Annotated in this window: 13 protein-coding genes; 3 read left to right on the top strand and 10 right to left on the bottom strand. The window is 52.5% G+C overall.

All coding sequences use genetic code 11. The features are described 5' to 3' along the window. Positions 1-46: 46 nt before the first annotated feature. Genes recJ through xerD form a run of 3 tightly spaced genes read right to left on the bottom strand, consistent with a single transcriptional unit; the run spans position 47 to position 3,417 of the window. Positions 47-1,780 carry a single-stranded-DNA-specific exonuclease RecJ gene (gene recJ, locus OQV04_RS03775; protein WP_032288287.1) on the bottom strand — a complete coding sequence of 578 codons (1,734 nt, stop codon included), beginning with the start codon at positions 1,778-1,780 and terminating at the stop codon, positions 47-49. 5 nt (positions 1,781-1,785) lie between these two features. After that, a complete protein-coding gene (dsbC, locus tag OQV04_RS03770) occupies positions 1,786-2,496 on the bottom strand; it encodes a bifunctional protein-disulfide isomerase/oxidoreductase DsbC (protein ID WP_032281552.1) in 711 nt (236 codons plus the stop codon). A gap of 24 nt (positions 2,497-2,520) precedes the next feature. Further along, the gene (gene xerD, locus OQV04_RS03765) at positions 2,521-3,417 is read right to left on the bottom strand and encodes a site-specific tyrosine recombinase XerD (protein ID WP_000806638.1); all 897 of its coding nucleotides are present in this window, start codon (positions 3,415-3,417) and stop codon (positions 2,521-2,523) included. 111 nt (positions 3,418-3,528) lie between these two features. Between xerD and fldB the strand changes: the two genes are divergently transcribed. Next, positions 3,529-4,050, top strand: coding sequence for a flavodoxin FldB (gene fldB, locus OQV04_RS03760; RefSeq protein WP_001055874.1), 522 nt, complete (start codon positions 3,529-3,531; stop codon positions 4,048-4,050). A gap of 39 nt (positions 4,051-4,089) precedes the next feature. Here fldB and OQV04_RS03755 read toward each other — a convergent pair whose 3' ends face one another. Together OQV04_RS03755 and sdhE are read right to left on the bottom strand one after the other, a co-directional pair. After that, positions 4,090-4,497: a protein YgfX gene (locus tag OQV04_RS03755; protein ID WP_000244777.1), complete on the bottom strand. Its 408-nt coding sequence runs from the start codon at positions 4,495-4,497 to the stop codon at positions 4,090-4,092. Beyond that, complete coding sequence (gene sdhE / locus OQV04_RS03750; protein WP_000354046.1) at positions 4,478-4,744, bottom strand: FAD assembly factor SdhE; 267 nt, start codon at positions 4,742-4,744, stop codon at positions 4,478-4,480. Before sdhE ends, OQV04_RS03755 begins: the two co-directional genes overlap by 20 nt. A gap of 242 nt (positions 4,745-4,986) precedes the next feature. Here sdhE and ygfZ point away from each other — a divergent pair, with 242 nt between their 5' ends. After that, positions 4,987-5,967 carry a tRNA-modifying protein YgfZ gene (gene ygfZ, locus OQV04_RS03745; RefSeq protein WP_032281554.1) on the top strand — a complete coding sequence of 327 codons (981 nt, stop codon included), beginning with the start codon at positions 4,987-4,989 and terminating at the stop codon, positions 5,965-5,967. 76 nt (positions 5,968-6,043) lie between these two features. Here ygfZ and trhA read toward each other — a convergent pair whose 3' ends face one another. Together trhA and yqfB are read right to left on the bottom strand one after the other, a co-directional pair. Continuing rightward, the gene (gene trhA, locus OQV04_RS03740) at positions 6,044-6,703 is read right to left on the bottom strand and encodes a PAQR family membrane homeostasis protein TrhA (RefSeq protein WP_000250274.1); all 660 of its coding nucleotides are present in this window, start codon (positions 6,701-6,703) and stop codon (positions 6,044-6,046) included. A 163-nt stretch (positions 6,704-6,866) separates the two neighbouring features. After that, positions 6,867-7,178, bottom strand: coding sequence for a N(4)-acetylcytidine aminohydrolase (gene yqfB / locus OQV04_RS03735; protein WP_001182957.1), 312 nt, complete (start codon positions 7,176-7,178; stop codon positions 6,867-6,869). Positions 7,179-7,222: 44 nt separating this feature from the next. Here yqfB and bglA point away from each other — a divergent pair, with 44 nt between their 5' ends. After that, entirely contained in the window at positions 7,223-8,656 is a 1,434-nt protein-coding gene (gene bglA, locus OQV04_RS03730) for a 6-phospho-beta-glucosidase BglA (protein ID WP_032281563.1), read from the top strand. A 163-nt stretch (positions 8,657-8,819) separates the two neighbouring features. On the opposite strand, the gene gcvP is transcribed toward bglA, so the two are convergent. The 3 genes from gcvP to gcvT all read right to left on the bottom strand — a co-directional run bounded on the left by gcvP (position 8,820) and on the right by gcvT (position 13,319). Continuing rightward, on the bottom strand, positions 8,820-11,693 hold the full coding sequence (gene gcvP / locus OQV04_RS03725) for an aminomethyl-transferring glycine dehydrogenase (protein WP_096959668.1): 2,874 nt from the start codon (positions 11,691-11,693) through the stop codon (positions 8,820-8,822). Positions 11,694-11,811: 118 nt separating this feature from the next. Then, on the bottom strand, positions 11,812-12,201 hold the full coding sequence (gene gcvH, locus OQV04_RS03720; RefSeq protein WP_001295377.1) for a glycine cleavage system protein GcvH: 390 nt from the start codon (positions 12,199-12,201) through the stop codon (positions 11,812-11,814). Between the two features lie 23 nt (positions 12,202-12,224). Continuing rightward, on the bottom strand, positions 12,225-13,319 hold the full coding sequence (gene gcvT, locus OQV04_RS03715) for a glycine cleavage system aminomethyltransferase GcvT (protein ID WP_000068706.1): 1,095 nt from the start codon (positions 13,317-13,319) through the stop codon (positions 12,225-12,227). Positions 13,320-13,607: the final 288 nt, after the last annotated feature.

Raw genomic sequence — 13,607 nt, 5'->3', positions numbered from 1 at the left:
GCGGGATTGTACCCAATCCACGCTCTTTTTTATAGAGAAGATGACGCTAAATTGGCCAGATATTGTCGATGATAATTTGCAGGCTGCGGTTGCCGCGAAACTCGTTGATATCGAGCTTGTAAGCCAGTTGCACTTCGCGCACGCCGTTATCCGGCCAGAGGGCGGTATCGACATTAAAAGCAATACCATCCAGCAGCGGACCGCCGCCGACCGGTTCGACCATGACTTTCAAATGACGTTCGCCCACCAGCCGCTGTTGCAGCAGACGGAAATGACCGTCAAACAGCGGCTCCGGGAACATCTGCCCCCACGGGCCAGCATCGCGCAGCAGCTGCGCCACTTCCATGGTCATTTCGGCCGGGCTTAACGGACCGTCTGACACCACTTCGCCTTGCAATAGCGAAGGGTCCAGCCACTCAGTAACCAGTTCGCCAAACCGTTGTTGAAAGAGTTCGAATTTATCCTCTTCCAGCGACAAACCCGCCGCCATCGCATGACCGCCAAACTTCAGCATCATGCCAGGGTAGAGTGTGTCTAATCGCTCCAGCGCATCACGCATATGCAGCCCCTGAATGGAGCGACCAGAACCTTTCAGCGTACCATCACCCGCGGGCGCAAAGGCGATAACCGGACGGTGAAAACGCTCTTTAATACGGGAAGCCAGAATACCGACAACCCCCTGATGCCATTCGGGGTGATACATTGCCAGCCCGCCGGGTAGCGTGTCACGGCTGCGCTCCAGTTTCTCGCACAGGGTCAGGGCTTCAACCTGCATTCCTTGTTCGATCTCTTTTCGCGTCTGGTTTAGCGCATCGAGTTCATTTGCCAGCACGCGCGCTTCGCCGATGTTGTCGCACAGCAAGAGCGCCACACCGACGGACATATCGTCCAGTCGTCCGGCAGCATTGAGACGTGGCCCCAGCGCAAAACCTAAATCGCTGGCGGCGAGTTTTTGTGCATCACGGTTTGCCACTTCAAGCAGCGCTTTAATCCCTGGACGGCACTTTCCGGCTCGGATGCGACTCATCCCCTGCCAGGTCAGAATGCGATTATTAGCGTCCAGCGGCACGACGTCCGCCACTGTCCCCAGCGCGACCAGATCCAGCAGTTCTGCCAGGTTAGGAATTGCGATGTTACGCTCATCAAACCAGCCCTGATCGCGCAAAAAGGTGCGCAGCGCCAGCATCAGATAAAACGCCACACCCACGCCTGCCAGTGATTTCGACGGGAAATTACAGTCGCGCAAGTTAGGGTTAATGATCGCTTCCGCCGCGGGTAATGTGTCGCCTGGCAAATGGTGATCGGTAACAATAACCGGGATGCCCAACGAGCGAGCGTGCTCAACCCCCGCATGGGAGGAAATACCGTTATCCACCGTGACAATTAACTGCGCGCCACGGGCATGGGCCTGATCGACCACTTCCGGGCTTAAGCCGTAACCGTCTTCGAAACGGTTTGGTACCAGGTAGTCGATATCGCTGCAACCAAGCGAGCGCATCGCCAGCACGCTTAGAGCCGTGCTGGTGGCACCGTCGGCGTCGAAATCACCGACCACAATAATCCGCGTTCCTTCGCGAAAGGCGTTGTAAAGGATCTCAACGGCCTTTTCGACACCGCTCAGTTGCTGCCAGGGCAGCATACCTTTAACACTGCGTTCCAGTTCTTGCGCACTGCGTACTCCCCGGCTGGCGTATAAACGGCGCAGCAAGGGAGGCAATTCAGCGGGCAAGTCTGCCGTTTCATCGACTTCACGGCGACGAAGTTGTATCTGTTGTTTCACGCGAATTATTTACCGCTGGTCATTTTTTGGTGTTCGTCGAGGAATTCTTTCATCTCTTTCGGCGGCTGGTAACCCGGAACAAGTGTGCCATTGCTCAGCACAATTGCCGGAGTACCGCTAACGCCAAGCTGGACGCCAAGTGCGTAATGGTCGGCAATATCCACGTCGCAACTGGCTGGTGCGACGCTTTTACCTGCCATCACATCATCAAACGCTTTGTTTTTGTCTTTCGCACACCAGATAGCTTTCATTTCTTTCTCAGCATCGCTATCCAGCCCCTGGCGCGGGAAAGCAAGATAACGCACGGTGATCCCCAGCGCGTTGTAGTCTGCCATTTGCTCATGCAGTTTGTGGCAGTAACCACAGGTAATATCAGTAAACACGGTGATGATGTGTTTTTCCTGCGGCGCTTTATAAACGATCATCTCTTTTTCAAGCGCATTCAACTGCTTTAACAGCATCTTATTGGTGACATTGACCGGAGCCGTGCCGCTAACGTCATACATTGGCCCCTGAATGATATGTTTACCATCATCGGTGATGTACAACACACCGCTGTTAGTCAGAACTGTCTTCATGCCAGCTACGGGCGCGGGCTGAATATCGCTGCTTTTGATGCCCATTTTGGCTAACGTTTGTTGAATTGCCGCGTCATCAGCCTGAGCAAAGCCTGAAAACGCCGCTAACAAAGTAAACAACATAAAACCTTTCTTCATAAATCTTCCCGTTCTTTTCAGACATCACGCCCGCGGGTGATGCTGTTGATGAAGTTGCCGCAGACGCTCGGTAGCGACATGCGTATAAATTTGCGTGGTGGAAAGATCGCTGTGGCCCAGTAGCATCTGCACCACGCGTAAATCCGCACCATGATTTAATAAATGAGTGGCAAAAGCGTGGCGCAACACATGCGGTGACAGCTTTTCGCTGTCGATACCCGCCAGCACGGCATAATGTTTAATACGGTGCCAGAAGGTCTGTCGCGTCATCTGCTGCGCACGCTGGCTGGGAAACAACACGTCAATTGACACACCATTCAGCAGCCACGGACGCCCATGTTCCAGATAGGTTTCCAGCCAGTAAACCGCCTCTTCACCTAACGGTACCAGGCGCTCTTTGTTGCCTTTACCAATGACCCGCACTACGCCCTGACGCAGGCTGATATCACTCATTGTCAGTCCGACCAGTTCAGAGACACGCAGCCCGGTAGCATACAACACTTCAAGCATGGCTTTATCGCGTAGCTCCAGTGGCTGATCAATTAATGGTGCCTGTAATAAACGTTCAACCTGCGCTTCGCTTAAATCTTTTGGCAAACGCTGGGGCAATTTCGGTGAAGCGAGATGCGCACTGGGATCGTCTTCACGAAACTTTTCGCGATAAAGATACTGGAACAATCGGCGCACTGCACTCAGCAAACGCGCTGAGCTGGTGGCTTTATACCCGCCCTCCAGCCGTTCTGCCAGTAATGCCTGCAAATCGTCACTTTGCGCCGTCGCCAGCGTCAACCCGCGGTGATGCAACCACTCCACCATCATTGACAGATCGCGACGGTAAGCGTTCAACGTATTTTCAGCCAGATTTTTTTCCAGCCACAGAGCATCAAGAAACTGCTCGATGCGTGCCAGATCCTGTTTCACTAGCGCCCCTTATGGTCACTCATTTGATCCATTATGCCTTATTGTGCCGTGACTAAAGCGATTCTGATACACTAGCCGCAAAAGCCACAGCAGAATCGAGAAGCTTACGTTATGAATATGGGTCTTTTTTACGGTTCCAGCACCTGTTACACCGAAATGGCGGCAGAAAAAATCCGCGATATTATCGGCCCAGAACTGGTGACCTTACATAACCTCAAGGACGACTCCCCGAAATTAATGGAGCAGTACGATGTGCTCATTCTGGGTATCCCGACCTGGGATTTTGGTGAAATCCAGGAAGACTGGGAAGCCGTCTGGGATCAGCTCGACGACCTGAACCTCGAAGGTAAAATTGTTGCGCTGTATGGGCTTGGCGATCAACTGGGATACGGCGAGTGGTTCCTCGATGCGCTCGGTATGCTGCATGACAAACTCTCGACCAAAGGCGTGAAGTTCGTCGGCTACTGGCCAACGGAAGGATATGAATTTACCAGCCCGAAACCGGTGATTGCTGATGGGCAACTGTTCGTGGGGCTGGCGCTGGACGAAACTAACCAGTATGACCTTAGTGACGAGCGTATTCAGAGCTGGTGCGAACAAATCCTCAACGAAATGGCAGAGCATTACGCCTGATGTCACTGACGGCTTAGCGCATATGCTTTGCCGTCATCTTTATCTTTGCGTCTCTTGTTGCAACAAAATCCGCCGTAAATCCCGCCATTCGGCTTCGTCCATGCTGTCGGCTGCCAGCCATAAATGTTGCCGTTTACCGCCATCAGAACGTAAACGCAGCATCATGCCGCTCTTAATCATCCACGGTGCTTTGACGATGCTCCACTCCTGCCCTTGCCAACGCAAACGCCCGTCCATCAACAAGCGAATTTCCCCCTGGCGAGCATTAATACGCCGCTGGCTGCGAACGCAATCAAACACCACCAGCGAAAGTAACACCATCCATAACGGGGTGTAACTGAGCGGCCAGGGCATGAGTAAAATAACAGCGGCAACCAGCCCATGAATCAGCAAGGAAAGCCACTGTGCGCGCCAGGAGACGCGCAAATCAGATTGCCACAGGACCACGTTCCCGGTTCCGTGTCTGGATGAGTCGGACCATCATTTCCAGTTCTGCATCGGCCGGTTTACCGTGATTCATCAGCCAGTTAAACAGGTCTGGATCGTCACATTCCAGCAGACGAATAAAGATGCGTTTTTCGTCATCGCTTAAGCTGTCGTACTCATGTTCGAAAAACGGCATGATTGAAATATCGAGTTCGCGCATACCACGGCGGCATGCCCAATGAATGCGGGCTTTGTTGTTAATGTCCATCTTCTTCCTGTCTCACGAAAATCCAGTACCCCGCTATTGTAACGTGTTTTTCGACTTCTTTTACGGGAATATCAGTAAACACAATCGCGATCGCGAAATTAATTCACAACAATTCAAGGGCTTCATTTTTTTGGAAGTCGCCTCGCAGAAGGCACAGATCGCGTAGTGAAAGCACTTGCATTGCCTCATAGCTCTTTTACCATTAGTTATTAATACGCCGTTAAGCAACTCAGGACTCTATTATGGCTTTTACACCTTTTCCTCCACGTCAGCCTACGGCTTCTGCCCGTTTACCGCTGACGCTGATGACGCTTGATGACTGGGCGCTTGCCACCATTACTGGCGCGGACAGCGAAAAATATATGCAGGGCCAGGTGACAGCAGATGTCAGCCAGATGACAGAAAATCAGCACCTGCTCGCCGCCCATTGCGACGCCAAAGGTAAAATGTGGAGCAATTTACGTCTGTTCCGCGACGGCGATGGCTTTGCGTGGATTGAACGGCGCAGCGTGCGTGAACCGCAGCTGACTGAACTGAAAAAATATGCGGTATTCTCTAAAGTGACCATCGCGCCAGACGACGAGCGTGTGCTGCTTGGTGTTGCCGGTTTTCAGGCGCGCGCCGCACTGGCCAATCTCTTTAGTGAACTACCTTCGAGAGAAAAACAGGTAGTTAAAGAAGGCGCGACCACTTTGCTATGGTTTGAACACCCGGCAGAACGTTTCCTGATCGTAACCGATGAAGCTACTGCCAATATGCTGACCGATAAACTGCGCGGTGAAGCGGAACTGAACAATAGCCAACAGTGGCTGGCATTAAACATTCAAGCGGGTTTCCCGGTGATTGATGCCGCGAACAGCGGGCAGTTTATCCCACAGGCGACCAATCTCCAGGCGCTGGGCGGTATCAGCTTTAAGAAAGGCTGTTATACCGGACAAGAGATGGTGGCGCGAGCAAAATTCCGTGGTGCCAATAAACGTGCGCTCTGGTTGCTGGCAGGTAGCGCCAGCCGACTGCCGGAAGCTGGTGAAGATTTAGAGCTGAAAATGGGCGAGAACTGGCGTCGCACCGGTACGGTGCTGGCTGCGGTAAAACTGGAAGATGGTCAGGTCGTGGTACAGGTCGTCATGAATAACGATATGGAACCGGACAGCATCTTCCGCGTGCGTGACGATGCGAATACATTGCATATCGAGCCGCTGCCGTATTCGCTCGAAGAGTAAATCTCTGTGTCGCATCAGGCATTTATCGCCTGATGCGACGCTGGCGCGTCTTATCAGGCCTACAAAGGCATACCCATTACGCCTGCCCAATATACAAATAGATCGCCAGAAAGTGGCACACACTACCGCCGAGCACGAAGCCGTGCCAGATGGCATGGTTGTATGGAATGCGTTTGCAGACGTAGAAAATCACCCCGAGCGAATAAACCACGCCGCCTACCGCCAGTAAGGTAACGCTGCCCGCCGCGAGCTTAACTGCCATTTCATAAATTACCACCAGCGACAGCCAGCCCATCGCCAGATAAGTCACCAGAGATAAAATTTTGAATCGGTGCGCGATGGTCAGTTTGAACAGAATCCCCAGCAATGCCAGGCTCCAGATAACAATCATCAACCCGCGCGCTAACGGAGAATCCAGCCCCACCAGCAAAAACGGCGTGTAGGTTCCAGCAATCAACAGGTAAATAGCGCAATGGTCAAATTTCTTCAGCCACATTTTTGCCCGTTGATGAGGAATGGCGTGATAGAGCGTCGAAGCGAGGAACAGCAGGATCATACTGCCGCCATAGAGGCTGTAGCTGGTTATCGCTGTGGCGCTGGCATTGAGATCCACCGCCTGAACCAGTAGCAACACCAGCCCAACGATACCAAACACCAACCCAATGCCGTGACTGACGCTGTTGGCAATTTCCTCTGCCAGCGAATATCCCTGCTTAATGAGGGGCTTCTGAACCATAACTTACTCCGGAGAAACGTACACGCACATGTATACCTCTCCAGCGTAACTGAGAATAGTTCCAGTGAACACCTGTTAGCTAAAATAAATTCTGATTTGAGACTAATCTCCTAAAAATCATGAAATTAAATGCGAAATTTCAACTAACAGGCGTGAGTTCAATTTAAAGACATTTAAATTCAATCACATAAAACTGTGTCTGACCGGGATAGATGTCGGCAATGACCTTTTTCAGTTCAGTCAGGGTCATATTTTCCTGCTCTGCATGTTTTTCCGTCAGCGTATCCAGCGTTACGGTTGAGGTTGCGGTGACTTCAATCGTGCAAAAATAACCGTCATCTTCAAAACGCCCGACACGAAGCACATCACCCGTTTTGAAGTGCGATTCAGACTCGTCGCGGATGGTGATGGTTTTACGCCCAGCCAGAATGTCATCCTGGAAACGTTGAAAAAAAGTGATGTCGTTTGGCTGCATGGTACTATTTCCTGTAAGAATTGACTCATCTGGAGCCTATGATAGTGAAAAAACTCACCTTACCGAAAGATTTCTTATGGGGCGGCGCAGTTGCCGCTCATCAGGTCGAAGGCGGCTGGAACAAAGGCGGCAAAGGGCCGAGTATTTGTGACGTACTGACCGGTGGCGCACACGGCGTGCCGCGCGAAATAACCAAAGAAGTCTTGCCCGGCAAATACTATCCAAACCATGAAGCCGTTGATTTTTATGGTCACTACAAGGAAGACATCAAGCTATTTGCCGAAATGGGCTTCAAATGTTTTCGGACTTCCATCGCCTGGACGCGCATTTTTCCAAAAGGCGATGAAGCTCAGCCAAACGAAGAAGGGCTGAAGTTCTACGATGATATGTTCGATGAACTGCTGAAATACAACATCGAACCGGTGATCACCCTCTCCCACTTTGAAATGCCGCTGCATCTGGTGCAGCAATACGGTAGCTGGACCAACCGTAAAGTGGTTGATTTCTTTGTCCGTTTCGCGGAAGTGGTGTTTGAACGCTATAAGCATAAAGTCAAATACTGGATGACCTTCAACGAAATTAACAACCAGCGTAACTGGCGTGCACCGCTGTTCGGTTACTGCTGCTCCGGCGTGGTGTATACCGAGCATGAAAACCCGGAAGAGACGATGTACCAGGTGCTGCATCACCAGTTTGTCGCCAGCGCCCTGGCGGTGAAAGCAGCGCGTCGCATTAACCCGGAGATGAAAGTCGGCTGTATGCTGGCGATGGTGCCGCTGTATCCCTACTCCTGTAACCCGGACGATGTGATGTTCGCTCAGGAGTCGATGCGCGAACGTTACGTCTTTACCGATGTGCAGCTACGCGGCTATTACCCGTCCTATGTGTTGAACGAGTGGGAGCGTCGCGGATTTAACATCAAAATGGAAGACGGCGATCTGGATGTACTGCGCGAAGGCACCTGCGATTATCTTGGTTTCAGCTATTACATGACCAACGCAGTGAAGGCCGAAGGCGGCACCGGCGATGCGATATCTGGTTTTGAAGGCAGCGTACCGAACCCGTATGTTAAAGCGTCTGACTGGGGCTGGCAGATTGACCCTGTGGGTCTGCGTTACGCGCTTTGCGAACTGTATGAGCGTTACCAGAAGCCGCTGTTTATTGTCGAAAACGGTTTTGGCGCTTATGACAAAGTGGAAGAAGATGGCAGCATCAACGACGACTACCGCATTGACTACCTGCGCGCCCATATTGAAGAGATGAAAAAAGCGGTGACTTACGATGGCGTAGATCTGATGGGCTACACGCCGTGGGGCTGCATCGACTGCGTGTCGTTCACCACCGGGCAGTACAGCAAACGCTACGGCTTTATCTATGTGAATAAACATGACGACGGTACTGGCGATATGTCGCGTTCACGTAAGAAGAGCTTTAACTGGTACAAAGAGGTGATTGCCAGCAACGGCGAGAAGCTTTAATTACCCGATGTGCCTGATGCGCCCCGCTCATCAGGCCTGGCGCTCCTGTCATATATTGAACTCCAGGATTTTATATTTACGCTTCATCCGAGACACAAAGCGCACTTTATTAACAAGCTAAAAAGGCGCCGAAGCGCCTTTAGAAGATAGTCGAACCAGTAAATTACTGGTATTCGCTAATCGGTACGCAGGAACAGAACAGGTTACGGTCACCGTAAACATCATCCAGACGTTTCACCGTCGGCCAGTATTTGTCTGCCACACCTGCCGGGAATACCGCAACTTCACGGCTGTACGGATGCGCCCACTCGGCGACCAGTTCGCTCTGAATGTGCGGCGCGTTCACCAGCGGGTTATCTTCCAGCGGCCAGACACCGGCTTTCACCTGGTCAATTTCTGCGCGGATAGCCAGCATCGCGTCGATAAAGCGATCCAGTTCCACTTTGCTTTCAGATTCAGTCGGTTCAACCATCAGCGTACCCGCCACCGGGAACGACATCGTCGGCGCGTGGAAACCGTAGTCGATCAGGCGCTTGGCAATATCCAGCTCGCTGATGCCGGTTTCTTCTTTCAGCGGGCGAATATCGAGAATACATTCGTGCGCCACGCGACCGTCGCGACCGGTATACAGCACTGGGAAGGCATCCTGCATGCGGCTGGCAATATAGTTGGCGTTGAGGATTGCCACCTGGCTTGCTTTTTTCAGCCCTTCTGCGCCCATCATGCGGATGTACATCCAGCTGATTGGCAGGATAGAGGCGCTACCGAACGGTGCCGCAGAAACCGCGCCCTGACGGGTTAACATGCCTTCGATTTGCACCACGCTATGACCCGGTACAAACGGAGCCAGATGCGCTTTCACACCGATCGGTCCCATACCCGGCCCACCACCGCCGTGCGGAATGCAGAAAGTTTTATGTAGGTTAAGGTGTGAAACGTCCGCACCAATAAAGCCCGGCGAGGTGATGCCAACCTGGGCGTTCATGTTCGCGCCATCAAGGTAAACCTGACCGCCGAACTGATGCACGACTTCACATACTTCACGGATCGTTTCTTCATACACGCCGTGGGTGGAAGGATAGGTCACCATGATACAGGAGAGGTTATCGCCCGCCTGTTCCGCTTTCGCGCGCAGATCAGCCAGATCGATGTTGCCGTTTTTATCACATGCCACAACCACCACCTGCATTCCTGCCATATGTGCAGAAGCAGGGTTAGTGCCGTGCGCAGAAGCCGGGATCAGGCAGATATCGCGATGCCCTTCGTTGCGGCTTTCATGATAATGACGAATCGCCAGCAGGCCCGCGTATTCGCCCTGTGCACCAGAGTTCGGCTGCACACAAACGGCGTCGTAACCGGTCAGTTTCACCAGCCAGTCAGCCAGCTGCGCAATCATCTGCTGATAACCTTCGGCCTGCTCCGGCGGGCAGAACGGATGCAGTTCGGCAAATTCCGGCCAGGTGATTGGGATCATCTCGGCGGCGGCGTTCAGTTTCATGGTGCAGGAACCCAGCGGGATCATCGCCTGATTCAGCGCCAGATCTTTACGCTCCAGCGAGTGCATATAGCGCATCATTTCGGTTTCGCTGTGGTAGCGATTAAACACCGGATGGGTGAGGATTTCGTCGTCGCGCAGCATCGCAGGCTGGATAGAGCGGCTGTCGTGAGCCACGTCTTTGTCCAGCGTGTCGATGTCCAGCCCGTGATTATCCCCCAGTAGTACGCTGAAAAGCTGCATCACGTTTTCGCGCGTGGTGGTTTCATCAAGGGTGATCCCAACCGCGTTCAGGATATCGCTACGCAGGTTGATTTCAGCCGCTTCGGCACGCGCCAGTACGCCCGCCTTGTCGGCCACTTCCACACACAGAGTGTCGAAATAGTGCGCATGGCGCAGCTTCAGACCTTTTTGTTGCAGGCCTGCCGCCAGGATATCGGTCAGACGGTGAATGCGGTTAGCGATACGTTTCAGGCCAACCGGACCGTGATAAACGGCATACAGGCTGGCGATGTTTGCCAGCAGCACCTGGGAAGTACAAATGTTGGAGTTCGCTTTCTCACGACGAATATGTTGCTCGCGAGTCTGCATCGCCATGCGCAGCGCGGTATTGCCAGCTGCATCTTTCGATACACCGATAATACGGCCTGGCATTGAGCGTTTGTATTCGTCTTTCGCCGCAAAGAATGCCGCGTGTGGGCCACCGTAACCCATCGGTACGCCAAAGCGTTGCGCCGAACCAAAAACAATATCTGCGCCCTGTTTACCCGGCGCAGTTAACAGCACCAGCGCCATAATATCGGCGGCGACGCTGACCACAATTTTGCGTGATTTCAGTTCGCTGATAAGCGCAGTGTAGTCGTGAATTTCACCAGTAGTACCGACCTGCTGTAACAGCACGCCGAAGACGTCCTGATGGTCGAGCACTTTTTGCGCATCATCGACAATCACTTCAAAACCAAAGGTTTCAGCACGAGTACGTACCACATCCAGCGTTTGCGGATGAACGTCAGAAGCAACAAAGAAGCGGTTGGCATTTTTCAGTTTGCTGACGCGTTTCGCCATCGCCATTGCTTCGGCGGCAGCGGTGGCTTCGTCAAGAAGAGAAGCAGAGGCCATATCCAGCCCGGTTAAATCCAGCGTTACCTGCTGGAAGTTGAGCAGTGCTTCAAGGCGGCCCTGCGAGACTTCAGGTTGATACGGAGTATACGCGGTATACCAGCCCGGATTTTCCAGCATGTTACGCAGGATAACCGGCGGTAGCTGCACGGCGGTGTAACCCATGCCGATGTAAGACGTGAAGCGTTTATTGCGACTGGCAATAGCCTTGAGTTCTGCCAGTGCAGCGTATTCGGTCGCCGGTGCGCCAACCTGCGGCGGGGTCGCAAGCTGAATATCTTTCGGTACAATCTGGCCGGTCAGCGCGTTTAACGATTGTGCGCCAACGGCATTCAGCATTTCTTGCTGTTGCGCGGCGTCCGGTCCGATATGGCGTTCAATAAAAGCGCCGCTGTTTTCAAGCTGGCTTAACGTCTGTGTCATGAGCGATGGTTCCTGAAACGTGCAGTGAATTGTGAACCTCTCTCCTTGCGAAGAGAGTGAGGGTGAGGCATAAATTTTCCTCACCCTGATCCTCTCCCGCAGAAGAGGAATAAAGCCGTTACTCGTCTTCTAACAATGCTTCGTATGCGGTCGCATCCAGCAGTGATTCCAGTTCGCTTTCATCGCTGGCTTTGATTTTAAAGATCCAGCCACCTGCATACGGTTCGCTGTTCACCAGTTCCGGGGAATCGCTCAGTGCGTCGTTTACCGCCACGATTTCACCGCTTACTGGCGCATAAATGTCTGACGCCGCTTTTACTGATTCGGCAACCGCGCAGTCATCGCCCGCGCTAACCGTTGCGCCTACTTCCGGCAGGTCAACAAACACCATATCGCCTAACAGCTCCTGAGCGTGTTCGGTGATGCCAACGGTATAAGTGCCGTCGGCTTCTTTACGCAGCCATTCGTGTTCTTTGCTGTATTTCAGTTCTGCTGGTACGTTGCTCATCAATCAATCTCCAAAAAAGTAAATCACGCGACGGCTTTGCCGTTACGCACAAAAACAGGTTTCGTCACTTTAACCGGCATTTCACGGTTGCGAATTTGCACAATCGCTGTTTCACCAATACCTTCCGGCACGCGCGCCAGCGCAATGCTGTAACCCAGCGTCGGGGAGAAAGTCCCGCTGGTGATAATGCCTTCATGCTGGTTGCCCTGCGCATCGGTAAAACGTACCGGCAGTTCATTACGCAGCACGCCTTTTTCGGTCATCACCAGACCAACCAGTTTTTCTGTGCCATGTTCACGCTGCGCTTCCAGAGCTTCACGACCGATAAAGTCACGATCTGCCGGTTCCCAGGCGATGGTCCAGCCCATGTTGGCGGCTAAAGGAGAGATGGTTTCGTCCATCTCCTGACTATACAAATTCATGCCTGCTTCCAGACGCAGCGTGTCACGCGCGCCCAGGCCGCATGGCTTAACGCCCGCTTCCACCAGCGCGCGCCAGAAATCCGCCGCTTTTTCATTGGGCAGCGCAATTTCATAGCCCGCTTCACCGGTATAACCAGTGGTGGCAATAAACAGATCCCCCGCCTGCACGCCAAAGAACGGTTTCATCCCTTCCACCGCCTGACGCTGGGCGTCATTAAACAGTGTGGCAGCTTTTGCCTGCGCATTCGGCCCTTGTACGGCGATCATGGAAAGGTCATCACGAACGGTAATTTCGATGCCGAAAGGTTCAGCGTGTTGGGTAATCCAGGAGAGGTCTTTTTCGCGGGTGGCGGAGTTAACAACGAGGCGGAAGAAATCTTCAGTAAAGTAGTAGACGATGAGATCATCTATCACACCGCCAGAGGCATTCAACATCCCCGAGTAAAGGGCTTTGCCGCTTTTGGTGAGCTTCGCCACATCGTTCGCCAGCAGATAACGCAGAAACTCCCGGGTGCGGCTGCCGCGGAGATCGACGATGGTCATATGCGACACATCAAACATTCCGGCATCGGTACGTACCGCATGATGTTCGTCGATTTGCGAACCGTAATGCAGCGGCATCATCCAGCCGTGGAAATCCACCATGCGAGCGCCGCAAAGCGTGTGTTGTTCGTACAAAGGAGTCTGTTGTGCCATCTTGTCCTCATTGAATAAGCGGGGCTGACAACTTTTTCATGGTGAAATTATCACCACAAAACCCAGCATCGGAGCCACTCCCGGTCCCCAACGCAATCGTTCTCTTTTGCCTGAACTTACCACCGAAACAGACTGTTAACCATAAGGTAAAATTGATCATCACATTAGCTTATGGTTAAAAAATGCAAAAATCGCGACAGAATAAAAAACCAAAAAACACACCAGTTTCTATACAAAGATGATGTGATGAGAAAGTCAATTTGAATAAGACAATATTAAGAGCTAAAA

The sequence above is a fragment of the Escherichia sp. Lx600-2 genome (assembly GCF_036662595.1).
Taxonomy (GTDB): domain Bacteria; phylum Pseudomonadota; class Gammaproteobacteria; order Enterobacterales; family Enterobacteriaceae; genus Escherichia; species Escherichia coli.
Note: the sequence above shows the minus strand (reverse complement) of the source record. Positions and strands in the feature narration are given on the sequence as shown.